Source organism: Pedococcus sp. NPDC057267 (genome assembly GCF_042668795.1).
GTDB lineage: Bacteria > Actinomycetota > Actinomycetes > Actinomycetales > Dermatophilaceae > Pedococcus.
On sequence record NZ_JBHUYG010000008.1, the window covers coordinates 1 to 25,479 of the forward strand.

At 72.1% G+C, this 25,479-nt stretch carries 24 protein-coding genes and 1 pseudogene; 14 read left to right on the forward strand and 11 right to left on the reverse strand.

Annotated features, from left to right (window positions below):
- The 7 genes and pseudogenes from ACFUC1_RS03400 to ACFUC1_RS03430 form a co-directional block, all read left to right on the forward strand.
- Positions 1 to 297: pseudogene (locus ACFUC1_RS03400) on the forward strand (DNA topoisomerase IV); the annotation flags it as partial.
- Positions 294 to 1,280, forward strand: coding sequence for a sucrase ferredoxin (locus ACFUC1_RS03405; protein WP_379116629.1), 987 nt, complete (start codon positions 294 to 296; stop codon positions 1,278 to 1,280). The pseudogene ACFUC1_RS03400 and the gene ACFUC1_RS03405, both read left to right, overlap by 4 nt.
- 206 nt (positions 1,281 to 1,486) lie before the next feature.
- Entirely contained in the window at positions 1,487 to 2,758 is a 1,272-nt protein-coding gene (locus ACFUC1_RS03410) for an ABC transporter substrate-binding protein (protein ID WP_379116739.1), read from the forward strand.
- A gap of 217 nt (positions 2,759 to 2,975) precedes the next feature.
- Positions 2,976 to 4,040, forward strand: a complete 1,065-nt coding sequence (locus ACFUC1_RS03415; RefSeq protein WP_379116631.1) for a carbohydrate ABC transporter permease — start codon at positions 2,976 to 2,978, stop codon at positions 4,038 to 4,040.
- Between the two features lies 1 nt (position 4,041).
- The gene (locus ACFUC1_RS03420; RefSeq protein WP_379116633.1) at positions 4,042 to 4,950 is read left to right on the forward strand and encodes a carbohydrate ABC transporter permease; all 909 of its coding nucleotides are present in this window, start codon (positions 4,042 to 4,044) and stop codon (positions 4,948 to 4,950) included.
- Between the two features lie 21 nt (positions 4,951 to 4,971).
- A complete protein-coding gene (locus tag ACFUC1_RS03425; RefSeq protein WP_316008457.1) occupies positions 4,972 to 5,196 on the forward strand; it encodes a hypothetical protein in 225 nt (74 codons plus the stop codon).
- 20 nt (positions 5,197 to 5,216) lie between these two features.
- Positions 5,217 to 6,263, forward strand: coding sequence for a LacI family DNA-binding transcriptional regulator (locus tag ACFUC1_RS03430; protein WP_379116635.1), 1,047 nt, complete (start codon positions 5,217 to 5,219; stop codon positions 6,261 to 6,263).
- A gap of 13 nt (positions 6,264 to 6,276) precedes the next feature.
- Here ACFUC1_RS03430 and ACFUC1_RS03435 read toward each other — a convergent pair whose 3' ends face one another.
- A complete protein-coding gene (locus tag ACFUC1_RS03435) occupies positions 6,277 to 8,433 on the reverse strand; it encodes a type IIA DNA topoisomerase subunit B (protein ID WP_379116637.1) in 2,157 nt (718 codons plus the stop codon).
- A 372-nt stretch (positions 8,434 to 8,805) separates the two neighbouring features.
- On the opposite strand from ACFUC1_RS03435, the gene ACFUC1_RS03440 reads away from it, so the two are divergent.
- Positions 8,806 to 9,027, forward strand: coding sequence for a hypothetical protein (locus ACFUC1_RS03440; protein WP_379116639.1), 222 nt, complete (start codon positions 8,806 to 8,808; stop codon positions 9,025 to 9,027).
- Positions 9,028 to 9,046: 19 nt separating this feature from the next.
- Positions 9,047 to 9,532 carry a DUF456 domain-containing protein gene (locus ACFUC1_RS03445; RefSeq protein WP_379116641.1) on the forward strand — a complete coding sequence of 162 codons (486 nt, stop codon included), beginning with the start codon at positions 9,047 to 9,049 and terminating at the stop codon, positions 9,530 to 9,532.
- 136 nt (positions 9,533 to 9,668) lie between these two features.
- Here the strand turns inward: ACFUC1_RS03445 and ACFUC1_RS03450 are convergent, their stop codons facing one another.
- The 3 genes from ACFUC1_RS03450 to ACFUC1_RS03460 all read right to left on the reverse strand — a co-directional run bounded on the left by ACFUC1_RS03450 (position 9,669) and on the right by ACFUC1_RS03460 (position 12,339).
- A complete protein-coding gene (locus ACFUC1_RS03450) occupies positions 9,669 to 10,070 on the reverse strand; it encodes a DUF3040 domain-containing protein (RefSeq protein ID WP_379116643.1) in 402 nt (133 codons plus the stop codon).
- Between the two features lie 103 nt (positions 10,071 to 10,173).
- Entirely contained in the window at positions 10,174 to 11,436 is a 1,263-nt protein-coding gene (dinB, locus tag ACFUC1_RS03455; protein ID WP_379116645.1) for a DNA polymerase IV, read from the reverse strand.
- Between the two features lie 129 nt (positions 11,437 to 11,565).
- Positions 11,566 to 12,339: a methyltransferase domain-containing protein gene (locus tag ACFUC1_RS03460; RefSeq protein ID WP_379116647.1), complete on the reverse strand. Its 774-nt coding sequence runs from the start codon at positions 12,337 to 12,339 to the stop codon at positions 11,566 to 11,568.
- Positions 12,340 to 12,594: 255 nt separating this feature from the next.
- Between ACFUC1_RS03460 and ACFUC1_RS03465 the strand changes: the two genes are divergently transcribed.
- Positions 12,595 to 13,773, forward strand: coding sequence for an HNH endonuclease family protein (locus ACFUC1_RS03465; RefSeq protein WP_379116649.1), 1,179 nt, complete (start codon positions 12,595 to 12,597; stop codon positions 13,771 to 13,773).
- A 25-nt stretch (positions 13,774 to 13,798) separates the two neighbouring features.
- Here ACFUC1_RS03465 and ACFUC1_RS03470 read toward each other — a convergent pair whose 3' ends face one another.
- From ACFUC1_RS03470 to ACFUC1_RS03480, 3 genes are read right to left on the reverse strand one after another with little or no spacing between them, the layout of a single operon-like run.
- A complete protein-coding gene (locus tag ACFUC1_RS03470) occupies positions 13,799 to 17,824 on the reverse strand; it encodes a DNA polymerase III subunit alpha (protein WP_379116651.1) in 4,026 nt (1,341 codons plus the stop codon).
- Positions 17,821 to 18,294: an SAV_6107 family HEPN domain-containing protein gene (locus ACFUC1_RS03475; RefSeq protein WP_379116653.1), complete on the reverse strand. Its 474-nt coding sequence runs from the start codon at positions 18,292 to 18,294 to the stop codon at positions 17,821 to 17,823. The genes ACFUC1_RS03470 and ACFUC1_RS03475 overlap by 4 nt, the downstream gene beginning before the upstream one ends.
- 12 nt (positions 18,295 to 18,306) lie before the next feature.
- Positions 18,307 to 18,621 (reverse strand): DUF6504 family protein, encoded by a 315-nt coding sequence (locus ACFUC1_RS03480; protein WP_379116654.1) that lies wholly within the window; start codon positions 18,619 to 18,621, stop codon positions 18,307 to 18,309.
- 311 nt (positions 18,622 to 18,932) lie between these two features.
- On the opposite strand from ACFUC1_RS03480, the gene ACFUC1_RS03485 reads away from it, so the two are divergent.
- The 3 genes from ACFUC1_RS03485 (at position 18,933) to ACFUC1_RS03495 (ending at position 21,316) form a co-directional block, all read left to right on the forward strand.
- Complete coding sequence (locus ACFUC1_RS03485) at positions 18,933 to 19,493, forward strand: YbaK/EbsC family protein (protein ID WP_379116656.1); 561 nt, start codon at positions 18,933 to 18,935, stop codon at positions 19,491 to 19,493.
- A gap of 184 nt (positions 19,494 to 19,677) precedes the next feature.
- A complete protein-coding gene (locus ACFUC1_RS03490; protein ID WP_379116658.1) occupies positions 19,678 to 20,292 on the forward strand; it encodes a hypothetical protein in 615 nt (204 codons plus the stop codon).
- A gap of 229 nt (positions 20,293 to 20,521) precedes the next feature.
- Positions 20,522 to 21,316, forward strand: coding sequence for a DUF6994 family protein (locus ACFUC1_RS03495; RefSeq protein WP_379116660.1), 795 nt, complete (start codon positions 20,522 to 20,524; stop codon positions 21,314 to 21,316).
- 168 nt (positions 21,317 to 21,484) lie between these two features.
- On the opposite strand, the gene ACFUC1_RS03500 is transcribed toward ACFUC1_RS03495, so the two are convergent.
- From ACFUC1_RS03500 to ACFUC1_RS03510, 3 genes are all read right to left on the reverse strand, one after another.
- Positions 21,485 to 22,369 (reverse strand): nuclease-related domain-containing protein, encoded by an 885-nt coding sequence (locus ACFUC1_RS03500; protein ID WP_379116663.1) that lies wholly within the window; start codon positions 22,367 to 22,369, stop codon positions 21,485 to 21,487.
- Positions 22,370 to 22,740: 371 nt separating this feature from the next.
- The gene (locus ACFUC1_RS03505) at positions 22,741 to 23,388 is read right to left on the reverse strand and encodes an endonuclease/exonuclease/phosphatase family protein (protein WP_379116666.1); all 648 of its coding nucleotides are present in this window, start codon (positions 23,386 to 23,388) and stop codon (positions 22,741 to 22,743) included.
- Positions 23,389 to 23,720: 332 nt separating this feature from the next.
- Positions 23,721 to 24,110: a VOC family protein gene (locus ACFUC1_RS03510; protein ID WP_379116668.1), complete on the reverse strand. Its 390-nt coding sequence runs from the start codon at positions 24,108 to 24,110 to the stop codon at positions 23,721 to 23,723.
- Between the two features lie 118 nt (positions 24,111 to 24,228).
- On the opposite strand from ACFUC1_RS03510, the gene ACFUC1_RS03515 reads away from it, so the two are divergent.
- Positions 24,229 to 25,041 carry an HAD-IIA family hydrolase gene (locus ACFUC1_RS03515; protein ID WP_379116670.1) on the forward strand — a complete coding sequence of 271 codons (813 nt, stop codon included), beginning with the start codon at positions 24,229 to 24,231 and terminating at the stop codon, positions 25,039 to 25,041.
- Between the two features lie 91 nt (positions 25,042 to 25,132).
- On the opposite strand, the gene ACFUC1_RS03520 is transcribed toward ACFUC1_RS03515, so the two are convergent.
- Positions 25,133 to 25,471, reverse strand: a complete 339-nt coding sequence (locus ACFUC1_RS03520; protein ID WP_379116672.1) for an ArsR/SmtB family transcription factor — start codon at positions 25,469 to 25,471, stop codon at positions 25,133 to 25,135.
- Positions 25,472 to 25,479 lie beyond the last annotated feature (8 nt).

The following is a 25,479-nucleotide window of genomic DNA, read 5'->3' on the forward strand; positions in this document are numbered from 1 at the left end:
GTCGTCGTCACCTCCTCCGGGTCCTCGGGCGCGCTGCCCGGCACCGAGCCCGGCTCGCTCAAGGTGACCCCGTATGCCGAGTACCCGCCCAAGGGCCGCGCCACCGGCGGGGTGCGCTGCCACCGGTTCCTCAAGGGCGAGGACACCCTCGTCCTCGCGTGGGCGGGCGAGACCCCGGCCCGGGCCGCCGCCGCCAACGGCGTCGCCATCGAGCTCCCCGAGGCCACCGGCCGCCGCGACGGCTCCGGCACCCCCGCCGCGAGCCCGATCGCGCGGATCGCGAGCCCGCCCCGGTGAGCGACTCCCCTGCCGAGCCCGGCGTGGCTGCCGGAGCCGCACGGCCCGCCGGCCACGGCCACTCCGCGCCCGACGCGTGCTCGGTGGGGTTCGACCGGGCCGACGTCGCCGCCTACGGCACGGCGGCACGGGCTGCCTTCTTCGTCGCCCTCGAGCAGCCCGGCCCGTGGGGCCGTGACGCCGCGACGCAGTCGCACCTGCCGGCCGAGCTCGGCGCGCGGCTGTCGTCCGCCTGCAGCGACCGTGGCGGCCGGCTCTCGCTGCTGCGCCGCCCCGGGCGGCACGCCGACGAGCACCACGGCGGGGGGCACGCGGCATACCTCGCGTGGAGCGGACCGGACGCCTGGCTGCTGCACGCCGTGGTCGAGGACCCGGCCACCCTGCTCTCCGTCGACCTCGACGCGCTGGCCCGTGGGGACCGCGACGCCGTCGTGGCGTCGCTGCCGGGGGTGGCCCCGGCCGACCCCGTGCTGCTCGTGTGCACCAACGGGCGCCGGGACGTCTGCTGCGCGGTGCGCGGCCGCCCGGTCGCCGTCGAGGCCGCCGCCGCACGCCCGGGGCGCGTCTGGGAGGCGTCGCACACCGGCGGCCACCGCTTCGCTCCCACCGGCGTCCTGCTGCCGCACGGCGCGACCCTCGCCCGGCTGGACACCGCCCTGGCCACGGCCGTCCTCGACGAGGCGGACCACGGCCGGCTCCCGGCCACCGCCCTCGGGCCGCGGCACGACCGTGGCCGCAGCGGCCTCGACCCCGACGCCCAGGCAGCCGAGTCCCACGTCCGCGCCGAGCACGGCGTCACCGACCTCGGTGCACTCGTCACCGAGCCGGTCGCGGGCGGGCCGGCGGGCCGGTATGCCGTGCGGCACCGGGACGGGCGCGCGTGGGTCGTCGAGGTGGAGCGGCGGGAGGCCGGGACCCTGCCGGAGTCCTGCGCCAAGCTGCCGGTCGCCGTCGTGCAGCGGCTGCCCCGCACCGTCGGCTGAGCCACCGCGCACCGCCGGGCCGGATGTGACACGCGTCACCTCTGGCGGTGACGGCCGAGTTACGCAATCGTTACCGGAACGTGCGCGCCGAACGATTGCGGGCCGCGGGCGTAAACGTTTACATGGGGTCGGTTCACCTCAGCGCTGAGGGGGCGTGTCCGCCTCAGCACGACGCGAGAAATGGAGGCGGGCACATGGCCCTCCGAATGCACACACGGCGCACCCTCACGGTGCTGGCCGGAGCCGCGTCCGTGGCGCTCGTCGCCGCGGCGTGTGGTGGTGGGAGCAGTGGCGGCAACAGCGCTGCGTCCTCGGGCGCGGACAGCCGCGGTCCCATCACCTATGTCCAGGGCAAGGACAACAGCAACTTGCTCGGCCCGATGGCCGAGAAGTGGAACTCCACGCACCCGAACGAGAAGGTGACGGTCAAGGAGCAGTCCGACCAGGCCGACCAGCAGCACGACGACCTCGTGCAGCACTTCCAGGCCAAGGACCCCGGCTACGACGTCGTCTCGGTCGACGTCGTCTGGACCGCGGAGTTCGCCGCCAAGGGCTGGCTGACGCCGCTCAAGGACAAGTTCGCCCTGCCGACTGACGGCTTCCTCGCGCCGACCGTCAAGGCCGCGACCTACAACAACACGCTGTACGCCGCCCCGACGTCCTCCGACGGCGCGATGCTGTACTACCGCAGCGACCTCGTCCCCACCCCGCCGAAGACCATCGACGAGATGTGGTCGATGTGCTCGATCGCCAAGAAGAACGGCATCGACTGCTTCGCCGGCCAGTTCGCCAAGTACGAGGGCCTGACCTGCAACGCCACCGAGTGGATGAACGCCTACGGTGCCAAGGTTGTCGACTCCGCCGGCAAGCCGACGGTCGACTCCCCCGAGGCGGCCAAGGGCCTGCAGGTGCTCGCCGACCACTACAAGAACGGTGACATCCCCAAGCAGGCGATCACCTACCAGGAGGAGCAGAGCCGGCAGTCCTTCGAGGACGGCAAGCTGCTGTTCCTGCGCAACTGGCCGTACGTCTACAACCTGGCCAGCACCGACGCCTCGTCCAAGGTCAAGGGCAAGTTCAAGGTCGCCCCGCTCCCGGGCGTCAGCGGCCCCGGCACCTCGACGCTCGGTGGCCACATGGCGGCCATCAGCGCCTTCTCGAAGCACAAGGCCACCGCGCTGGACTTCCTGAAGTTCCTCACCTCGCCGGAGCAGCAGAAGACGAACATGGAGAAGGGGTCCCTCGCCCCGGTCATCGAGTCCATCTACACGGACCCGGCGCTCGTCTCCAAGTACCCGTACCTGCCGGTGCTGAAGGAGTCCATCTCCAACGCCGTGTCCCGCCCGGTGACGCCGTTCTACCCCGCCGTCACGCAGGCCATCCAGGAGAACAGCTTCGCCGCGATCCAGGGCCAGAAGACGCCGCAGCAGGCGGTCAAGGACATGCAGGACGCCATGAAGGCCGCGTCCGGCGGCTGACCTGACGGTCCCAGCATTCCCAGTGGTGTGGGGGTGGTCCCCACCGGGGCCACCCCCACACCCGTTCGGCGGCACGACCGCCACGCACGACTGGCGGGACCACCGCCACCCACCGCCGGCGGCAGCACCGCCAGGCAGCACCACCTGAACACTCGAGCATGACGTCCGCCACCCGCCCTCCCCCGAGGGCGCGGCGCCGCCGGGGCAAGGAGCAGGCATGAGCGCAGTCGCAGAGTCGACGAAGAAGTCGACCCCCACGAGGGACAGGGCGCCCAAGGAGAAGGGGCTCCACGCGGGCCAGGGTCGTCAGGGGCTGCTGCTCGTGACCCCCACCCTCATCTTCCTGGCCGTCATCATCATCTACCCGCTGCTGCGGGCAGTGCAGCTGTCGTTCCAGAAGGACGCCGGCCTCGATCCCGCCACCGGCCTGTTCGTCGAGGGCGGCAGCGCCGGGATCTCCAACTACACCCACTGGCTGCTGCAGCAGTGCGGCAACGTCGACTGCCCCCCGGGAACCCTCGGCGCGCAGTTCTACGGCGCCTTCTGGGTGACGATGTTCTTCACCGTGACCAGCGTCGTCATCGAGGTCATCCTCGGCATGTGGTTCGCGATGATCATGAACCGCGAGTTCCGCGGCCGCGGCCTGGTCCGCGCCGCGATCCTCGTCCCGTGGGCGATCCCCACGGCGGTCACCGCCAAGCTCTGGTTCTTCATCTTCGCCTACGAGGGCATCGCCAACAAGCTGCTGGGGTTCGTCGGGATCTCGCCCCAGCTGTGGACCAGCGACCCGTTGGCCGCGAAGTTCGCGATCGTCATCGCCGACGTCTGGAAGACCACGCCCTTCATGGCGCTGCTCATCCTCGCCGGCCTGCAGCTCATCCCGGGTGACGTCTACGAGGCCGCCGAGATCGACGGCGCCACCAAGTGGCAGACGTTCCTGCGCATCACGCTGCCCCTGGTCAAGACGCCGCTCATGGTCGCCGTGCTGTTCCGCACCCTCGACGTGCTGCGCATCTACGACCTCCCAGCCATCCTCACGCAGGGCGCCGGCGGGACGACCTCGTTGTCGATGCTCGTCATCAGGCAGATCCGCTCCGGGTTCCACAGCGCGTCCGCCCTGTCGACCATCGTCTTCCTCCTCGTCGCGTTCGTCGCCTTCCTCTTCATCAAGTTCGGTGGCGCCGACGTGATCCAGCGCCCGCCGCAGGCGAAGAAGCCGAAGAAGGAAGAACCCCAGACCGGCAACCCCGTCGCCGCCAACGCCACCTCCACGGGAGCCTGACATGACTGCCACCACCGCCACCACGGCTCCTCCGGCCACCGGCTCCAGCCAGTCGCAGGAGATCCACTTCCGCAGTGACCGCGGCGCCAAGATCCGCATGTACATCGGGCTGGTCGTCCTGGTGATCTGGGGCCTGGCCCCGTTCTACTGGATGGTCGTCACGGCCTTCCGCGACGTCGGCTACACCTTCGACAGCTCACCGTGGCCGACGCACGTCACCCTCGACAACTTCAAGACGGCCTTCTCGACCGCCCGTGGCAACCACTTCGGCGCCGCGCTCGTCCACTCGATCATCATCGGCATCGTGACCACCGCGGTCGCCATGCTCGTCGGGGTCTTCGCCTCGTACGCCCTGGCGCGGCTCAACTTCCCCGGCAAGTACGTCGTGCTCGGCATCATCCTGGGGTCGTCCATGTTCCCCGGCGTCGCACTGGTCTCGCCGCTCTTCCAGCTGTTCTCCAGCCTCGGCTGGCTGAGCGGCGTCAACTACCAGGCGCTGATCATCCCGAACATCTCCTTCGCGCTACCGCTGACGATCTACACGTTGACAGCGTTCTTGTCGGAGATGCCGTGGGAGCTCGAGGAGTCGGCGCGGATCGACGGCTGCACGCCGGGCCAGGCGTTCCGCAAGATCATGCTGCCCCTCGCCGCTCCCGGCCTCTTCACGACCGCGATCCTGGCGTTCATCGCGAGCTGGAACGAGTACCTGCTGGCCCAGCAGTTCTCCACCCCGTCCACGCAGACCGTGACCGTCGCCATCGCCCAGTTCACCGGCGCGCAGCCGCACCAGGAGCCGTACACCGCGGTCATGGCCGCTGGAACCATCGTCACCGTGCCGCTCATCATCATGGTGCTGGTGTTCCAGCGGGCAATCGTCTCCGGCCTCACGGCGGGAGGTGTCAAGGGCTAGGCGCAGCCTGGCCCGGACGGCATGGGACTGTTCAACCCGGGCAGCGGCACCGGGGACGCACGCGCGAAGGCGCAGCGCCTCGACACCCTGCTCGGAATCCTGGGTTTCTTCACGTTCATGGCGGCGGTGCAGACCGTCGTGCTCGAGGTCCGCGGGGAGGCGGCGGGTGGTTCCGCCGCCCTCCTCGCGGTGCTCCTGCTGGCCTGCTGGCTCGTCTGGCGAGCCCGCCGCAACACGGGAGCCTGAACCACAGCGGGGAGGGGTGGATGAGCACCATCGGGGACGTGGCCCGCGCCGCCGGCGTGTCGGTGGCGACCGTCTCGCGCGCCCTGCGGGGCCTGGACCGGGTGAGCCCGCAGACGCGGGACCGCGTGCTGAAGGCGGCGGCCGAGCTCAACTACATGGCCTCCCCCGCGGCGACGAGCCTGGTGTCCGGGCGGACGCGGGGCATCGCGGTCGTCACGCCGTACTTCGACCGCTGGTTCTTCGCCACGGTCGTCAGCGGCATCGAGAAGGAGCTGCGGGACAAGGGCTACCACGTCCTGCTCTGCGACCTCGAGGGCCACACGTTCGACACCCGCCTGCCCATCACCCAGAGCATGTTCTGGAAGCGGGCGGACGGCATCATCCTGCTCAACGTGCCCCCCGACGCCAGCGAGCTGGCGCTGATCGACCGGCTCGGCCTGCCGGTGGTCACCGTGGGCAACCGGCAGCCGGGGTGGCCTTCGGTGCGGATCGACGACCGGGCGGCGATGGCCCTCGCGACGCGGCACGTCATCGGCCTGGGTCACCGCGACATCGCGTATGCCGGGACCGTGCCGGGGTCGATCACGCACCTCCAGACGCCCTACGACCGGCGGGAGGCGTTCACCGCGGTCATGCGTGAGCACGGGCTGACCTGCCCGCCCGACTGGGTGCTGGAGTGCGACTGGACGGCCGCCGGTGCGATGGAGCACGCCGACCGGCTCTTCGCCAGCGGCCACCTGCCCACGGCTGTCGTGGCGGCGTCGGACGAGATGGCCTTCGGGGTGATGGCCTCCGCCCGCCGGCACGGGCTCGACGTGCCCGGTGACGTGTCGGTCATCGGCATCGACGACCACGTGTACTCCGACATCATGGGGCTCACCACGGTCCGCCAGGACGTGCTCGCCCAGGGGCGCCGGGCCGGGCGCATCATGCTCGACGCGCTCCACGGGCACGTCGACCCCGACCTCGACGAGGTCCTCGGCATCACCCTGGTCGACCGTGGCTCGACGGCGCCGGTCGGATCCCGAGTGGCGAAACGCCTGACGACGGCCGGGACGAGGTCCTGACCGCACGCTGCTCTCAGGCGTCGATGCGCTCGCGACCGAGGTCTGCGGCGGACTCCACGATGAAGTCCTTGCGCGGCGCCACGTCGTTGCCCATGAGCAGCTCGAACACGCGCTCGGCCGCCTCGGCGTCCTCGAGCCGGACGCGGCGCAGGGTGCGGTGGCGCGGGTCCATGGTGGTCTCCGCGAGCTGGTCGGCGTCCATCTCGCCGAGACCCTTGTACCGCTGGAGCGGCTGCTTGATCGTCCGGCCCCGCTTGTTGAGGTTCGCGACCGTCGCGCGCATCTCGCCCTCGGAGTAGGTGTAGATGAGCTCGTTCTTCTTCGAGCCCGGGTTGACGACCTCGATCCGGTGCAGCGGCGGCACCGCGGCATACACCCGGCCGGCCTCCACCAGCGGTCGCATGTAGCGGAAGAAGAGGGTGAGCAGCAGGGTCCTGATGTGGGCGCCGTCGACGTCGGCGTCGGTCATGATGATGACCTTGCCGTAGCGGGCCGCGTCGAGGTCGAAGCTGCGACCCGAGCCGGCACCGATGACCTGGATGATGGCGGCGCACTCGGCGTTCTTGAGCATGTCCGAGACGGACGCCTTCTGGACGTTCAGGATCTTGCCGCGGATGGGCAGCAGGGCCTGGTAGTCGCTGGAGCGGGCGAGCTTGGCCGTGCCGAGGGCGCTGTCGCCCTCGACGATGAACAGCTCGGACTTCTCCACGTCGGTGGAGCGGCAGTCGGCCAGCTTGGCCGGCAGGCTGCTCGTCTCGAGGGCGTTCTTGCGGCGCTGGGTCTCCTTGTGCAGCCGCGCGCTGATGCGCGACTTCATCTCCGAGACGACCTTCTCCAGCAGCAGCGAGGCCTGGGCCTTGTCACCGCGCTTGGGCGAGGTGAGCCGGGCCGTGAGCTCCTGCTCGACGACCTTGGCGACGATGGCCCGGACGGCGTTGGTGCCCAGCACCTCCTTGGTCTGGCCCTCGAACTGCGGCTCGGCGAGGCGCACCGTGACGACCGCGGTGAGGCCGGCGAGGACGTCGTCCTTCTCCGGCTTGTCGTTGCCGACCTTGAGCCGGCGGCTGTTGACCTCGAGCTGCTTGCGGAAGACCTTGAGCAGCGCCTGCTCGAAGCCGGCCATGTGCGTGCCGCCCTTGGGCGTCGCGATGATGTTGACGAAGGACGAGACCTTCGAGTCGTAGCCGGTGCCCCAGCGCACCGCGATGTCGACGCCGCACTCGCGCTCGACCTCGGTGGGGGTCATGTGGCCCTTGGAGTCGAGCACGGGCACGGTCTCGGTGAAGGTGCCGGTGCCCTGCAGCCGCCACACGTCGGTGACCGCGGTGTCGGGGGCGAGGAACTCGGCGAACTCGGAGATGCCCCCGTCGTGCAGGAACACCTCCTCGTGCGGGCCGTTCTCCCCCGGGGTCCCGGGCACGCGGCGCTCGTCGCGGATGACGATCGCCAGGCCGGGCACGAGGAAGGACGTCTGGCGCGCCCGGGCCACGAGCTGGTCGTAGTCGAAGGCCGCGTCCTTGAGGAAGATCTGCCGGTCGGCCCAGTAGCGGACGCGGGTGCCGGTGACGCCTCGCTTCGCCTTGCCGACCACCGCGAGCTCGGAGGACCGCTCGTAGGGCGTGAACTCGTGGTCGGGGCTCTTGTCGTCGCTCGCGACGTCCGGGAAGTAGCCGGGCTCGCCGCGCCGGAAGCTCATGGCGTAGGTCTTGCCGCCGCGGTCGACCTCCACGTCGAGGCGCGAGGACAGCGCGTTGACGACGGAGGCGCCGACGCCGTGCAGGCCGCCGGACGCCGTGTAGGAGCCGCCGCCGAACTTGCCACCGGCGTGCAGCTTGGTGAAGACCACCTCGACGCCGGTCAGCCCGGTGCGGGGCTCGATGTCGACGGGGATGCCGCGGGCGTTGTCGCGCACCTCGACCGACCCGTCGCGGTGCAGCACGACCTCGATCCGCTCGCCGTAGCCGGCCAAGGCCTCGTCGACGGCGTTGTCGATGATCTCCCAGAGGCAGTGCATGAGGCCGCGGCCGTCGGTCGAGCCGATGTACATGCCCGGCCGCTTGCGGACGGCCTCGAGGCCCTCGAGGACCTGCAGGTGGTGGGCGCTGTAGTCGCTCGACGACTTGGTCGTCGCGGCCTTCTTGGCGGTGGTCTCGGTGGTGGCGGTGGCCACGGTCTGTGCTGCTCCTGTGCTGGGTCGGCCCCGGTGGGAGGTGCCCCGTCGTGCGGGTGCCCGGGTGGGGCACCACGCTATCCCGGCGCACCGACGAGGCCGCGCAGGCACGCGGCATACGACATCGGGCGTAGCCCCCGCGAGCCCCTCGCGCCCCACCCGGGCCGGTTCCTCCCATCCACCGGACGCCCGAGCACCGAATCCACTGATGTGACATGCATGACGTGCATCACGACCCAATGCGGGCCGGGAAGAACAGCGCATGCTTGACTGTTGCTACCGGCGCCGGACCGGGACGGCCTCCGCGGAGGTCGAACCCCGGACCGGAGTAGGACGTCTCATCGGAGACACGACTTATGGAGGAAGGCTGACGTGACCACTGCACTGGCACCCACTCTGAGTGCGGCCGACCGCTGCGACCGCTGCGGAGCCCAGGCCTACGTGCGCGCTCGCCTTCACGCTGGCGGTGAGCTGCTGTTCTGCGCCCACCACGGACGCGAGCACCTGCCCAAGCTGCGCGAGTACGCCGACATCGTCGACGAGACGGACCGCCTCAACGAGACCCCCGCCATCGCGCCGGACGACGAGCGGTAGCCGCCTCTAGGCTTCCGGGATGGAAGCCTCCACCTGGGTCCCCGCCCTCCTGATCCTGATCGGGATGGTGGGGATCGTCATTCCCGTGCTTCCCGGGCTGTTCCTGTGCCTGGCCGCGGTGTTCCTCTGGGCGCTCGACGCCCGGTCCGAGCTGGGCTGGACGGTCTTCGGGGTGTGCGCGGTGCTGTGGGGGGCCGGGGTGGGGCTGCAGTACGCCGTGCCCGGCCGGCGGATGAGGGCCGCCGGCGTGCGCAGCTCGACCCTCGTGCTGGCCGTGCTCGTCGCTGTGGTGGGGTTCTTCGTCATCCCGGTCGTGGGCGCGTTCGTCGGATTCGTGCTCGGGATCTACCTCGTCGAGCTGAGCCACTCGCGGGACCGGGCCCTGGCCTGGGTGTCGACGAAGGCGGCGCTGCGCGCGGTGTTCCTGTCGATGGGGATCGAGCTGCTCGCGGCGGTGGCGATCGCCGTGACCTGGGTCGTGGGGGTGCTGCTCGCCCGCGCCTGACCCCGCTCGTCTGTGCACACACGCGCGTGTTACTGCGCGCTGATCCGCTCCGTGCGCAGGCACACGCTGGTCTGTGCGCAGACCTCCGGGCGCGCCACGTACGTGGCGTAGCTGGAGGTTTCGGGTCGGGTGGGCGTCAGTAGTCGTCGCGCCGGCGGTCCCAGCGCTGCTCCATCCGCTCCATGAACGACCCGCCGCGCGGCGACCGGGTGCGCGGCGCGGGGGTGGCGCGGCGGATGGTGCCGTCGGACTGCACGCTGCCGAGGCGGGCGCGACGGCGCTGCGGCGTGAGGGCGAAGGCGGCCGAGGCGACCATCACCGCGAAGCCGACGGCGCCGAGGACCCAGAGCTGGGTGTTGACCCCGACGAGCACGACCCCGAGACCGATGACGACACCGACGACACCGACCGCGATCCGGCGCCGCTGGGCGGCGCGGGCCCCGGCGCCCTGCATCTGCGAGGCGAACTTGGGGTCCTCGGCGTACAGCGCTTGCTCCATCTGCTCGAGAAGCTGCTGCTCGTGCTCTGACAGGGGCACCGTGACCTCCTACGTTCGGTGTTCACCACCGCCAACGCACAGCCCCACCGGATGGTTCACCGAGGGCGAATCGGCGCCGGTCAGGGCTGCTGTGCTGACGTCTTCAGGATAAGTCCCCACGGGGGGATGCACTACCTGATCGGTGACCTCCGTCACGGATGAGGCTGGCGGGACGGACGCTGCCGGCGCCGAACCGCGCGCTGGCCCGGTCGACCGCCCGATCGGCCTCGCGCCAGCCCGCGTCCGGCTCGTCGAGCAGGCCCTGGATCGGGGCGCCCTCGGTGTCGACGAGGCCCTCCATCCGCACCCCGACGAGGCGGATCCGGGCGCGCTGCAGCCCGAGCCCGTCGAAGAGGGAGCGGGCGGTCGCGTAGATGTCACGGCTGACGTCGGTGGGGTCGCGCAGGGTGCGGCTGCGGGTGATGGTCGTGAAGTCGGCGAAGCGCACCTTGATGCTCACCGTCCGCCCCATCATCCCGGCGGAGCGCACGCGCGCCGCGGTGCGGTCGCTGAGCTTGAGCAGCTCGCGGTGGATGTATGCCGGGTCGTCGACGTCGTGCTCGAACGTCTCGTCCGAGCCGATGGACTTCTCCCGCCGGACCGGCTCCACGTGGCGCGGGTCGCGGCCCCACGACAGGTCGTGCAGGTGCGGGCCGAGGCCGTCGCCCAGGGCGCGGCGGAGGGTCTCCAGCGGCGTGTGGGCGATGTCGGCGACGGTGTGCAGGCCGAGCCGGACCAGTGCCTCCTCCGTCTTGTCCCCCACGCCCCAGAGGGCGCCGACGGGCAGCTGCTGGACGAACCCGACGACCTCGTCCCGGGGCACGACGACCATGCCGTCGGGCTTGGCCAGCCCCGAGGCCAGCTTCGCGACGAACTTGGTCGGGGCGACCCCGACCGAGCAGGTGATGCCCTGCTCGTCGTGGACGGTGTCGCGGATGAGCTGGCCGATCCGGGCGGGGTTGCCCAGCCGTCGCACCGACCCGGACACGTCGAGGAACGCCTCGTCGAGAGACAGCGGCTCGACGACCGGGGTGATGGTGTCGAAGGTCGCCATGACCGCCGCCGAGATCCGGGAGTAGAGGGCGTGGTCGGGGGCGATGACGGTCGCCTGCGGACACAGGCGCCGGGCGCGCGACATCGGCATGGCCGAGGCCACCCCGAACCGGCGGGCCTCGTAGGTCGCCGATAGCACCACGCCGCGGTTGCCGCCGCCGATGATGACCGGGGTGCCGACGAGCTCGGGCCGGCTCAGCAGGGACGCCGAGGCGTAGAAGGCGTCCATGTCGACGTGCAGGACCGTGCAGCCGGTGTCGTCCGGCGGCCCGGCAGCCCCGCGCTGCGGCAGGGCGTACTGCCGCCGGCTCACGGGCGGGCCCCTGCGCTGACCGGCCTTCCGGCGGTGACCGTCCCCCCTGCGGTGACCGGCCCGCCGGCGGGGGCGGGGGCTGCGGGGTGCGACGCGGGCGCCGGCGGATGCGCTGGCACGGACAGACCGCTAGCGGTGGGCGAGGACGTGCACGGCTGAGCCGAGCTGTCCGAGGAAGGCGAACTGCGGGGAGTCGGTGACGGCCTGCTCGAGGCGCAGCAGCGCCACCCGGTCGGCGTCGGTGTCGACCAGCGCCGAGGGGACGAGGTCGCTGAACGTGCGCACGCCGTGCACCGCGTCGACGACCAGCCCTGCCTGCTCGACCATGGCCCGCAGCGCATCGGCATCGAAGCGCCGGGGCAGGGGGTCCTGGCTTCCCCAGCGCCCGTCCGCGCTGGTGAGGGCCTGCTCGGCCTGGGCGAACTGCCCCGCGAGGGCGCGCGCGAGCACGACGGCGAGCCGCTGGGCGGCGACGAGGCTGAGCGAGCCGCCGGGCGCGAGGACGGCAGCGAGGGCGGCGAGGGTGGCCTGCGGGTCGTCGACGACCTCGAGGGTGCCGTGGCAGCAGACGAGGTCGACCGGGTCGGAGCCCACGACGGCGGTGAGGCTGTCGGCGTCGCCCTGGACCGCGTGCACCCGCGCCGCGACCCCGCGCTCGCCGCTGCGGCGCGAGAGGGACGCCAGGGCGTCCGGGCTCGGGTCCACCACCGTGACGTCGTGGCCCAGCTCGGCGATGGGGACCGCGAGGCCGCCGGTGCCGCCGCCGAGGTCGAGCACCCGCAGGGGCCGGCCGACCTCCGCGGCGCGGCGCTCGACGACGTCGTGGACCGCGGCCCAGACCGCCGAGGTGCGCAGCGAGGTCTCGACGCCACCACGGCGGGTGCGCCACTGCTCGTCGGCCACGCGGTCCTCCTCCACAGACATCGGGACGGGGCAGTGCGGCGGCCTGGGGCGCCACGGGTCTGCCTCGACGGCCAGCCTAGTCGGCGGGGCTGACGGCGGTCGGCACGTCCGGGCCGGCGGCCCTCCTCGACGAACGTCCGTTGCCGGGCATCGTCCGTCCGGTCCGTGTCGTCCGGAACCTCCCACTCCGGGCGCGTCCGCGCGGTTAGCGTGCACGCGCTCCCGCCGTCCGATCCCCCGAGGACCCGCCACACCGTGCCACCGCTCCCCCGCCACCCCAGCGACTCCGGCCTCCCGGCCGGCGAGCCGACTCCGAACCGCCGCACCCGTCCGGGCCCCCGCCGTCCGGGCCGCCGTCCGGGCCCTGCCGCCCTCCGCGTCCGGGGCGCCCTCGCCGTGGCGGCCGCGGTTGCCGCGCTCGTCGCCGGCTGCGGGCCGGCGGCGACCTCGACGGCTCCCTCGGTCCCGGCGGGGTCGACGGGCAGCTCGACGGCGACCGGGTCCGGCGGGGTTGCGGGCAACGCGGCGAGCGCCACGAGCCTCGCGCCGGCGCCGGCCATGGCCCCGTCCACCAGCTCGCCGAGCAGCGCCGGACCGCCGGCACGCTCCGGGACGGCGCTGGCGCTGCTGGGCACGCTGGTCGTCAAGGGACGCGGGCCGATGACCGGGTACTCGCGGGACCAGTTCGGCGCCGCGTGGACCGACACCGACCGCAACGGGTGCGACCAGCGCAACGACGTGCTGCGGCGCGACCTGCGCGGGATCCGGCTCGAGGCCGGCACGCACGGCTGCGTCGTCCTGTCCGGGACGCTGCTCGACCCGTACACCGGGCGCACGATCGCGTTCACCCGCGGCTCCGGCACGTCGGCGGCGGTGCAGATCGACCACGTCGTCCCCCTCGCCGACGCCTGGGTCAAGGGAGCTGTGCGCTGGGACGTCGGCACCCGGACCGCCTTCGCCAACGACCCCCTCAACCTGCTCGCCGTGAGCGGCCCGGTCAACGACGCCAAGGGCGCCGGGGACGCCGCGACCTGGCTGCCGCCGGCCAAGGGGTACCGGTGCGCGTACGCCGCGCGGCAGGTCGCCGTGAAGGCGAGGTATGCCGTCACCGTCACCGCAGCCGAGCGTGACGCGCTGGCGCGCGTCCTCGGCACCTGCCCCGCGACCCCGGTGCCCACAGCGGCACCCGTCCCCCTCGGGGGCTGGCCGGTCGCCACGGCCGGCTCGTCCCCGGCACCGAGTCCGACCTCGTCGACCAGCACCAGCTCGTCCGCCACCACGCCGTCGGGCACGTCCACCTCGGCGGTGGTGCAGGGGGTGCACGCGGGTGCCTTCTGCTCCCCCGAGGGCGCCCTCGGTCGCACGAGCGCGGGGACGCTCATGCGGTGCAGCACGACGGCGACCGACCCCCGCGCCCGCTGGCGCAGGGCCTGACCTCTCCCGCCGTCGTGCGCCGGCGTCAGTGGCCGGAGCTGCCCGGGCTGGAGTGCCACAGCTTGCGCGGCGGGTCGAGCCGGTCGGCACCCGGGCCGCCGGGGACCGCGGTACCGCGCGCGAGCCGGTGCGAGCCCCGGACGTCCTCGCCCGGCGGCTTGGTGTCGGCGTAAGGAGACTGCCGGAACCCCGAGGCGTGGACGAGCACCCGCCGCCCGCCCCGCAACGCCTCCTGGTGGGCGGCCTCCTCCGCCTGCGCCTGCTCGGCGGCCGCGCGCTCGGACTCCTCCATCGCGGCATACACCGCCTCCACCCCGCCACGCTGCCATGCCTCCCACAGCGGCGGGAGCTCCCACGCGCCGGTCGCCCGCAGCGAGATGCCCCGCGGACCGGTGCGTCGCACCACGCCGCGCACGAGCAGCATCCACGAGTGGAAGACCGTTGCGGCGTAAGGGCCCTGGACGTCCTCGAAGAACGTCGCGTCGACCGGCCCGGTCGAGTCGTCGAGGGTGAGGAAGACGACGCGCCGGCCCGAGCGGATCGGTGGGGTCTGGGTGGCGACCTTGACCCCGCAGGCCCAGACCGTCGACCGGCTGCGGGCGGAGAGCAGGTCGCGGCTGCGGGTGACGCCGAGCGCGTCGAGCATCGGCGCGTAGAACTCGACGACGTGCGCGCTCGCGTCGAGGCCGAGGATGTCGAGCTCGGCCCGGACCCGCTCGGGTCCGCTCAGCTCGGGCAGCCCGGTGCCGGTGGTGAGCTCGGGGCGGTCGCCGAGGTCGAGGACGAGCTGGGTGGGCTGGAGGTCGGCCGCGGTCACCGGTGCGGCCGCCTGCGACTGCGCCGCGGCACGGCCCCGCACCTGGTCCCCTGCGAGCACGTCGGGCAGCGTCGACGCCTCACCGCGCGACCGGCCGCGGGGTGCGACCCGGCGGCTCGAGCGGCCGACGGCACGGGTCCAGCGGTCGAGCTCGGCGAGGTGGAGCAGCAGGTCGCGCCGGGTGGTGCGGCCGCGCCGCCCCAGGCCCGCCGTCGTCGGGCCGGACGTCAGGCCCGGCACCCCGCCGGAGACCGCACCGATGCCGTAGAGCCGGTCGAACGCACCCGCGAGGACGAGCCGCTCGGCGACCGGCCGCGACACCCGTGCGCGGTGCCAGAAGTCGGACAGCCCGGCATACGGCTGGCCGGCGACGATGCGCGCCACCTCGGCGTCGCTGATCCCGCGGACGTCGGCGAGCGAGAGGCGGATGCCGTAGTCGCTGGCGTCGGGCAGGTCACCGGTGAACACGTCGGCCGCGGTCCTGTCACCGGGGCCGCCGGGGAGCACCGGGCGCCCGCCGAGGGGGTCGAGCCGCTCGACCCGCTCGACCCGGTAGGTGCCGGTGGAGGCGTTGACGTCCAGGCCCAGCACGGTGATGCCGAGCGAGCGGGCGTCGTCGAGGATGAGCCGCTTGGGGTACATGCCCGGGTCGTGGGTGAGCACCCCCGCGAGGAAGGCCGCCGGGTGGTGGGTCTTGAGCCACGCCGAGTGGTAGGTCGGCAGGGCGAACGCGGCGGCGTGGGCCTTGCAGAAGCCGAACGACGCGAACGCCTTGAGCACCTCCCAGATGCGGTCGGTGTCCTCGCGGGTGTACCCACGGGCCAGCGCCGCGGGACGCCACCACGCCTCGATCTCGACCTGGCCGCCGGGGGTGCCGAGCGCGCGCCGGACCTCGTCGGCCTGCGCCAGTGAGACGCCGGTCGTCTCGGCGACGATCATGAGCACCTGCTCGTGGAAGACCACGACGCCCTCGGTCTCCTCCAGCGCCGCGATGAGGGTGGGGTGCAGGTACGAGGCGGCCTTCCAGCCGTGCCGGGCCTCGAGGAACGGCGTGATCATGTCGGACTTCACCGGTCCGGGGCGGAACAGCGAGATGTCGATGACGAGGTCCTCGAACCGCTGCGGCCCGAACTTGCCGATGAGCTCGCGCTGCCCCGGGCTCTCGATCTGGAAGCAGCCGAGGGTGTGGCTGGTGCGGATCAGCCGGAAGGTCGCCTCGTCGTCGAGCGGCACCTGCGACTGGTCGTCGAGGTCGACCGTGACGCCGTCGACCCGCTCCACCTCGGCCACGGCGTGCGCCATCGCGGACTGCATCCGGATGCCGAGCACGTCGAGCTTGAGCAGCCCCATCGTCTCGACGTCGTCCTTGTCGTACTGGCTCATCGGGAACCCCAGCCAGCTCGCCTCGACCGGCGTGCGGTCGAGCAGGCTGCCGTCGGACAGCACGACGCCGCACGGGTGCAGTGCGATGTGGCGCGGCAGCCCGTCGAGCCGCTCGACGAGGTCGAACAGCGCGCGCAGGCGGGGGCTGTCGAGCCCGCGGGAACGCAGCTCGGGCAGCTCGGCGATGGCGTTGCGGACGTCGCGGGCGCGGATGTGCGGGAACGCCTTGGCGATCTCGTCGACCTCCACCGGGGCCATGCCGAGCGCCGCGCCGACGTCGCGGATCGCGTGCCGGACCTTGTAGGTGTCCATCATCGACACGCAGGTCACCCGGTCGCCGCCGAACCGCTCGAGGACCTTCTCGTAGACCTCGGTGCGCCGGGCCGACTCGACGTCGATGTCGATGTCGGGCAGCTCGGCGCGCAGCGGGCTGCAGAACCGCTCCATGATGAGGCCGTAGCGGATCGGGTCGACCCCGCTGATCCCGAGCAGGTAGTTGACCAGCGACCCCGCCCCCGACCCGCGCGCCGCGACCCGGACCCCCATGTCTCGGATGAGGTCGACCACCTCGGCGACGGTGAGGAAGTACGAGGCGTACCCGAGCTCGGCGATGACCTTGAGCTCGTCGACGAGCCGGGTCTCGACGGCGGACAGCTCGCGCTCGCCCAGCCCGGGGTACCGCCAGGCGAGCTTGTCGCGGCAGCGCTGCTCGAGCCGGACCTGCGGGCTCTCCCCCGCCTCGATGCCCAGGACCTCCGGCTCGGGCAGGTGGACCGACCCGATGCCCAGGTCGTGCCGGGCGCTCTGGGCGCACGCCAGCCCCAGGGCGAGGGTGCGCTCGAGCAGCGCGTCGGCCCGGGTCCGGTCGCCGCCGGTGACCGCGAGCGCCACCTCGCGCATGGTGTCGGTGCTCGCGAGGTGGGCGGCGTCGGTGACCCGGTCGAGGTGGCGGGTGTCGAGGGCGACGAGCCGGCGGGCCGCGTCGAGGACGTCGACGACCGCGGACTCGGCCGGGTCGACGTGGCGGACCGCCGCGGTGAGGACCGCGGGCAGCCCCGCCTCGTCGGCGAGCCCGAGCATCCGCGCGGCGTGGACGCGCGAGGCCGGGGTGCCGGACGGGCCGCCGTGACAGACCACTTCGACCACGAGCGCGCCGGGCGGCAGCCGGTGCTGCCACCGGGCGAGCAGCGCCCGGGCCCGGTCGGGCCGCCCGGCGAGGACCGCCCGGCCCACGTCGGAGTCCGGGCCGAGCAGGACGACGAGCGGGCTCGGGTGGCCGTCCGGGGCGGCGCACCGCGCGGCGACGGTGTCGAGCGAGGTCACCGGCCTCCCCCGCTCGCCGCGCAGGTGGGTGTCGGTGACGAGCCGGCACAGCGCGGCATACCCCACGCCCCCGGGCAGCCCGCTCCCCCGCCCGCGGGCGAGCACGGTGACGCGCGGGTGGCGCGGGTCGACGACGGCGCCGCCGCGCACCGGGGTGCGTGGCCGGGCCGCCGGCGGCAGGTATGCCGCGTGCCCGCCACCGCCGGCGGCGTCGGCGAGGACGCGGTCGGCGAGGGTCCGGTCGACGGGTCGGGGTCCACCCCGGGCCGGGTCGTCGGGACCGCCGGCGCGCGCGCCGGGACGGTCCGGGTCGGGACCGACCGCGAGGTCGACCCCGAGCACCGGGGAGATGCCGGCGGCGGTGGCCGCCCGGACGAACCGGACCGCGCCGTAGAGCCCGTCGCGGTCGGTGAGCGCGAGCACCGGCTGGCGGTGCTGGGCGGCCCGCTCGACGATCGCCTCGGGCGTGGCGGTGCCGTAGCGCATCGAGAACCCCGAGGCGACGTGGAGGTGGACGAAGTCGGTCACGGCGACCCCCCGCCCCGGACCGGCGCCGCGGAAGCACCGGGCGCCGCGGACACTGCGGACGCCGCGACGGTGGGCACGAGCACGTCGCGGTCGACGGCGGTGACCGGCAGGCCGAGGGTGCGGCACACGAGCTCGAGGAACGTCTCGGACTGGCGCAGCAGGTCGTCGGCCTCGCGGGCGGTGTGCGGGCCGGGCCGGGCCGCGACCAGCTCGAAGAAGCCGGCCCACTCGGCGAGCTCGGGCGCGACCGACGGCACCAGCTCCCAGAGGCTGCGCGGACCGGCCGGGCCCCCGGGACGGGTGCGGGCGGCGACCACGGCGGCGGCGCGCAGGGCTGCGAGCTGGGCCTGGCGGTGGCGCTGGACGATGTCGCGGGTGTGGCAGGCCTCGAGCAGCGAGTGCCGGGAGCGGTCGAGCAGGTCGAGGGCGCTCGCCGCCGCGCTCGGGACCGGGGTCGGTGTGGGAGTCATCGGCAGCCGTCCTCAGTCCGCAACCCGCAGCAGGCGCCAGCCGGGGCCGGCCGGGTCGTCACCGAGGTCGTAGACGCCGGTCCCGGCGGAGCGACCCGCGCTCGCCTCGACCCGCCACACCCGGCGCTCGCGGGCGTCGGTGAGCACGTCGGCGCCCTCCCGGGCGTCGCGCCACCACGGCCGGCGCTCCTGCCAGGAGTCCAGGACGGTGCGCACGACGTAGAGCCGGCCGCGCCACACGAACGCGTCCGGGTGCGTGGCCACCGTGGTGCCACCCCCGTCGGTGCTCTCGCGGACCTCGATCGGCTCTTCGTACCGGCGCACCACGGCATGGCTCCTTCGCTGAGGGCAGGATGGGATGAGGTGGGGCCCTGGCCCCGACCGGCGGGGTCGAGGCGCCGGCCACGGGGCCAGGGCCGGCCGTGGCCCGGTGGCGACGGGCGGCTCGGCACGGGGCCGAGGAACCGCGGGTCGCCGGTCGTCCGGACCCGGCATTCGAACATCTGTTCGATATCCAGAACGGTACACCTGGCCTCGGACAAGCCGTCAAGGGGAACGCCGGAGCCCGTCCCGGCCCCGCGGTGAGACAGGCGTCGGCAAGGCTGGTGGCCCGCTCCCCCCGGCCCTACTCTTCGAGCATGCCGCCCGACGCGCCCCTGTCCCCGGCGCCCAGCCCGACCGCCAGCCGGGCCACCGGCGCGGCCCCGGACCTGAGCGGCCACCCCGGCGTGCAGCGCGTGCTGGCGGCGCTCGCGGTGCACCACGTGGTCCCCGAGGTCGTCACCCTCCCGGACGCCGTCCGCACCGCGGCCGCGGCCGCGAGCGCCCTCGGGATCACCCCGGCCGAGATCGCCAACTCGCTGGTGTTCCGGGCGACGTGCGCCTCGGGCAGGACCTCCCCCGTCCTCGTGCTCACGTCGGGGGCGCACCGTGTCGACCTGGTGAAGGTCGCCGACCTCGTCGACGACGTCGAGCACCTCGAGCGTGCCGACGCCGACTTCGTCCGGGAGAGCACCGGCTTCGCGATCGGCGGGGTCGCCCCGGTGGGCCACCTCCAGCCCGTCCCGACGTACGTCGACGTCTCGCTGAGCCGGTACCGGCACGTCTGGGCCGCGGCCGGCCACAGCCACACCGTCTTCCGCACCACCTACGAGGAGCTGCTCCGCGTCACCGCCGGACGCGCCATCGAGGTCGCCTGACGTTAGTGCCAAACCCACGGCACACCGCCGCGAGCGATTCGGCCAGGGCCTTCGGACTGGGCGCTACGGCCGCTCACTAGGCCGGGCCGTGCCCACCAACATTCTGAGCCACTCCAGCATGTCATCGTGAGGGAACTCGCATAGCGCTCGGCGCTACAGGGCGCCGGAGACGAACGGAGGAACCGTGGACCTCACCCAGACGCGCACGAGCCTGCACGCGGTGGCAGAGCTCTTGCTCGCCGGCCCGCAGTACGACGCCTGCGGGGACATCAGGCTGCGCGTCGTCCCGGGCGGCATTGCGACCGTGGCCGAGCCTGACCTGCGGCTGGTCGGCTCCGAGCTGCGCGGCCCGAGTGGTCGGCACCCCTTGACGGGCACGTATGCCGCGGCCGCGGCGGCTATCGGGGTAGCGCCGCGGTCGCTGAGTGACGTCTACTCCGACACTGTCGACGTGGTGGCCGGTGATGCCATGGTGACCGACGATGACCACGTTGCCCTGCTCCTCGACGCGTTCGCCCGGGGCGACGCGGCCCTGCGCGCGTTCGCCGCCTCGGAGGAGCCGGTGCTCTGGCCGGAGCACTTCGACATCGCCATCTCGTGGGAGGAGGTCAACTACGGGGTCTCACCCGGCGACACGGTCATCCCGGAGCCCTACGCATACGTCGGCCCGTGGACCCGTCGGCAAGGAAACTTCTGGAACCACTCATTCGGTGCGGCCCGGGCGATGGCTGAGCTCGATGACGTGGCGGCCTTCTTCACCGAGGGAGCTGAGCGGGCCGCCGCAGACCTCCCGGCATAGGCCGCGGTGCCCGTCGCGATCCGATCGAGCGCTGCGCCGAGAAGTGCTGCGGCCCCCACGTTCGGGCGGCAAGACGCACTCATCCGCCAATGAGAGCGATGGTGCGTCATACCGCCGCGATTTGGCGCCGAAGCCGCCCTTCCCGTGTACTACGGATCGCCCCTCAGCCACATCACGCGCCTTCCGCTTCGCGCGACCTCAATCCCGGGAGACGTCTACCGTCTGCTGCATGACCAGGGACGGAGCCCACCACGCGATCGACATCACCTTCAATTTCGAGCTAGACGCAAGGGGCGGTGACCCCGATCAAACCAGTCCCACGCTGCGCCGTTACCACCAACTTCTGTGGAGCAAGCCCCTGCCGGACGGGAGCGAGTTCACCCTCGACGCGACGACGCGGCACTCATACCTGCATCATGCATCGGCGCTGGGCGAGTTCTTCCTGTCCAGCGACTCGATCGTCCACTCGTATCGCGGCGCGTACGGGAACCGCGTTGGTGCACTCATGGCACAGGTCCCACCGGGGCACGCGGCCCAACTCCACGACCAGGGCTCGACCATCGGCGGGTACATCTTGTTCCCGGGAGACGTTCGGGACCGTAAGCCAACGATTAACGGCGCCCGCGGTATGAACGCCAAGATCTGCGACCGGATCGACCTCACCCTGGAGTGCATCCGGCGCCACTACGCGGGAGGGGACAGCCCCCTAGCGGAGACGTTGGGCAGATACCAAGACTTCTTCGCCCTGTTCGGCGACTTCCACCACTACGTCGCCTTCTTTCTGCTCGAAGATCTGCTCGAAACGAACAGCGATGAGATTCGTTGGTATCTGCCCTTCGACGACTTCAAGAGGTCCCCCCTCCCGCTGACCCTTCGTGAGTACGAGTCCTACCGCCAGGCCGCACTCCGTTTCGTTCGCGGCCCCAACCGGCGGATCGATGAATGGGCAACAGCCAACCTCAGCAGCCCTGTGCCTGATCGGGCGTTGCCGACGCCGATGGGATCGACTCGCACCCAGGCGTGAACGGGGACTGCTCAGACCCTTCCGCAAGCTGAACGCCAGTCCGGAATCCGGAGGACTGTCGTGGGTCGTCTTCAGCAACCGGACGCACGCCCCCAGCCGGAAGGCGCCCGCTTGCTGGGCCTCGCCTCGGCCTCGTGGGTGAGTCCTTCCGCCGCGACCAGGCATACCTCAGGCGGTAGGCAGGGCGTTGGCCAGGCGTCGGTGGATGTCGGCGATGGCTTCAGCGGATAGTGGCCCTTCCGCCTGGAGTTGGGGATACAGCTTCTTGGGCCAAAGGGCATGCACGTCGCGCGTGGTGAAGCTGCCTCCGATCAATGGCCAGTCCGCTTCGACGAAACAGAGCACGCCGCGGATTGGGACGTCCTCGGCGAGCGCTGTTCGGACCACATCGACCTGTTTCAGCACGCCGTCTACTAGCTTGGTGCAGTCGCGTGATCCGACGAGCAACCGTTCGACGCGGGGGCGCAGGATGCCACCTTCGACCTTGGGGTGAGGTCGGCCCCGGTACTTCTTGGCGTCGATGACGTAGACGCCGTTGGCCGCTACGGCGATGTGGTCGATGTTCGCCTTGGACCTCGGAATCCGTCGGTCGTGCAGCAGCTTGATGGTGTTGCAGGCCAATCGGTCCAGGCCTTTGCCGAGGCGTTCTTCACCGAGGGCGCCGGTGTCCCAGGCAGTGGTGGACTGTCGCTCCTCGGAGATAGCCAGGAGGAAGCCGCCGATGCGTGGATGCTGGGTTCGGATGCGTTGCTCACGCTGTGCCTTGCGGCGCTCGAACTCGCGCCGCGCTGATGCTCCGGCGGTGCCAGGCTCGACCGCGTCGAGGGCGACGGGTCCTGCGTCCTTCCCGGCTGCGAGAGTGACTGGCCCCGCGTCCAGAGCGGGAGCGGGGTTCGATGGACATGGCGTGGTCATGTCATGGTCCAGGCAACGAACCGTCTTGGTCTGCCGCTCGTAGACGGCCTGAGTCTTCGCTGCGATCCCCGCACCACAAACCCGACAGGTGCCGGCGTACCGCAGCCGCATGACCTTCTCGTCCAGTCCCCCATCCACGCCGGAAACCGTACGTTCTCCAAGAACCGCGGACGCGTGCTTTGCCGGATTCCCGGGTCGAGTGGTGCTGAACGCCGCAGCCAATCCTCGGGTCTACTGTCGGGGCGTCCGGGGGCCTGGCCGCGAGGGCGGCGCCGGGGTCTGGGCCTGAGTGCTGTCGCCGCAAGAGGTGACGCCATGTCCGATACGACGGTCCTGCTTCCGTTCCAGCCCGCTTCGATGTCGACCGCCCAGCTCGCCGCGGTCTCCTTCCTAGCCCGTTATGCCGGGCACACCCACGCTCTGTACGCCTACCAGCTCAGGGAGTGGTTCACCTGGTGCGAGGTGCACGGATTCGACCCGCTGGTCTGCAAAGAGGTGGGCGTCCGACCTCAGTCCTGGAGGGTGAGGACGTACGCGTCGTGGTCGGAAAGGCGCCTTTCGTCGGTGGCAGCACTCACGCGCTCTGCCGCCAGCACGTGCACTCTCGTTGGCACCGCGATGTGGTCGATGGAAAGCAGTCCGTCGATTCTGTGCGGAAGACGTTCGGTCGGGACCTGAAGCTCGAGCTGGTCGACCGCGTTCTCGATGTGGCGTCGCCCCGCGCGGCTCCCTGCGTACTCCGGGCCGTGCAGAGCGTGGTTCCAGTCGCCGCCCCAGACCACGGGCCCCTGGAGTGACTTCACGACAGAGCCGACGGCGGCTTGGGTCTTCTCCTCGTGGCGACTCCCGATCCAGGGGTGCCGTGCTCCACATGAGCGCCATGGCAGCACAGAACTGACGAACGTCGTGTTGCCGCTCTGCACCGATGCGCTCGCGGGATGCGGGTCCTCCAACGGCTCGAAACGGTGGTGGCTCACGATGGCCGCCCAATGGCGTCGTGCGGCCATGTGCTCCCGCCCAAAGTGATGTTGCATGCCAGGCAGCTCTACGCGGTCGCTGACTTCGGTGAGCAACCACAGATCGCACGCTTGCGCAGTCATGAGCCGTTCGTGGTCAAGCGACCATCGGCCTGCCAGATTCCATGTCCCGATCCGCACGACGGAAGTGTGGCAGTCCGCTACCGACCCCACCGCCGATTCCGTCATCACGTCGGGCCGCGGCCCATCTTCCTGCTGCGAGCGCACGTTTCGCCTTGGCACCTTGTCCCTTGGAACAAACCTGCGCAGTGGCATCGGCGACGGGGGCGGTTGGCATCCCTTCTCAGATACGGGCTCTGTGCGCACGCCACGGCGCTCGAACTTGCGCGCAATCCCGGCGGGCACGCCGCGACGCCCTCGATCCGGCACACAAGCTCTTGTGACGGGTTGCGTCCCCCCAAAGGGCGGCAAGCCATCGAAGACCACACGAGGCACCCCCGAAGCTCCCCGGGTCAGGCCGGGGGCGCGCCCTCGTGCACGCACAGGACGTTACCGTCGGGGTCGCGGAACCACGCCGCCCTCTCCGAGCCCGTCACCGCGATGTGGTCCACCGTCGTGAGGCCGGGGAGGTCGTAGTCGTCGAACACGACCCCGCGCGCCTCGAGGTCGCGCACCTCCGCGGCGACGTCGGGCACCTCCCAGCTGAGCGCCGTGCTCGGGTTCTGCGTCCCCGCCTGGCGGGGCAGCAGCATGAGCACCATGCCGCCCGCGAGCCCGTAGAGCAGGCTGCCCTCGTCGTTCGTCCCCTGGAACGGCAGGCCGAGACGGTCGTAGAACTCCCGGGCGCGACCGGTGTCCGTGACGGGCAACATCGTCGCGATCGAGCTCGTGGCCAAGGACATGACGAGACCTCCTCGTGCGGCTGCGGCCCCGGTGGTCGCAGGCCACCTTCCAGCATGCGCCGCGCCCGGTCCGTGGCGCTCCGCCACAAGGGTGAGACGGGCTGGGCACAATGAGCGCATGACCTCACCCCGGCCGGTCGACTGCTGGCTCACCGACATGGACGGCGTCCTCGTGCACGAGGAGAACGCCATCCCCGGAGCCGCCGAGTTCATCGGGGCGCTCGTCGACAGCGGCCGGCGCTTCCTCGTGCTCACGAACAACTCGATCTACACGCCCCGGGACCTGCGGGCCCGGCTGCGGGCCAGCGGGATCGACGTGCCGGAGAAGGCCATCTGGACCTCCGCGCTCGCGACCGCCCAGTTCCTCGACGACCAGCGACCGCACGGCAGCGCGTTCGTCGTGGGCGAGGCCGGGCTCACGACCGCGCTGTACGAGGTCGGCTACACGATGACCGAGCGCGACCCCGACTACGTCGTGCTCGGCGAGACCCGCACCTACTCCTTCGAGGCCATCACCAAGGCGATCCGGCTGGTCGAGGGTGGCGCGCGCTTCATCGCGACGAACCCCGACGTCAGCGGTCCCAGCCAGCAGGGCACCCTCCCCGCGACCGGGTCGGTCGCGGCCCTCATCAGCGCCGCGACCGGTCGCCAGCCCTACTACATCGGCAAGCCCAACCCGCTCATGATGCGCAGCGCCCTCAACCGCATCGACGCCCACAGCGAGTCGACCGTCATGGTGGGCGACCGGATGGACACCGACGTCATCAGCGGCCTCGAGGCCGGCCTGCGGACCGTCCTGGTGCTCACCGGGTCGACCTCCCGCGACCAGATCGACACCTTCCCCTACCAGCCGACCCGGGTGGTCGACTCGATCGCCGACCTCGTGCCGCTCGTGGGCGAGCTGCAACCGCTCGCCGGTCCTGCCGCCTAGCGCAGCGTGCGGTATGCCGCCCGGCACCGCGGGCGGTGTGCCGCCTGGCACCGTGGCTGGGTATGCCGCCCGGGCGTGGCGCGCCGGCCGCCTAGGGTCGCGGGCGGTCCCGTGCGGGGTCGGCCCCGAGCACGCTGTCGAGCAGTCCCGGGAACGCCTCGTCCAGCTCTTCCCGGCGCAGCGACACCAGCCGCTGCCTGCCGTGCGGCTCGTTGCGCACCACTCCGGCCTCGCGCAGCACCTTCATGAGGTGGGACTTGGTCGACTTCGGCAGGGCCGGGTCGGTCGCGCCGCACTGCGCCATCTCCAGCGGCCCGTCCGCGAGGTCGCGGACGATCCTCAGGCGTGAGGGGTCGCTGAGGGCGAAGAGGACATCGGTGAGCGCCACGTCCCGCAGGTCGGGATGGGACAGCTCGGTGCTCCCTGGCATGGTTCGAT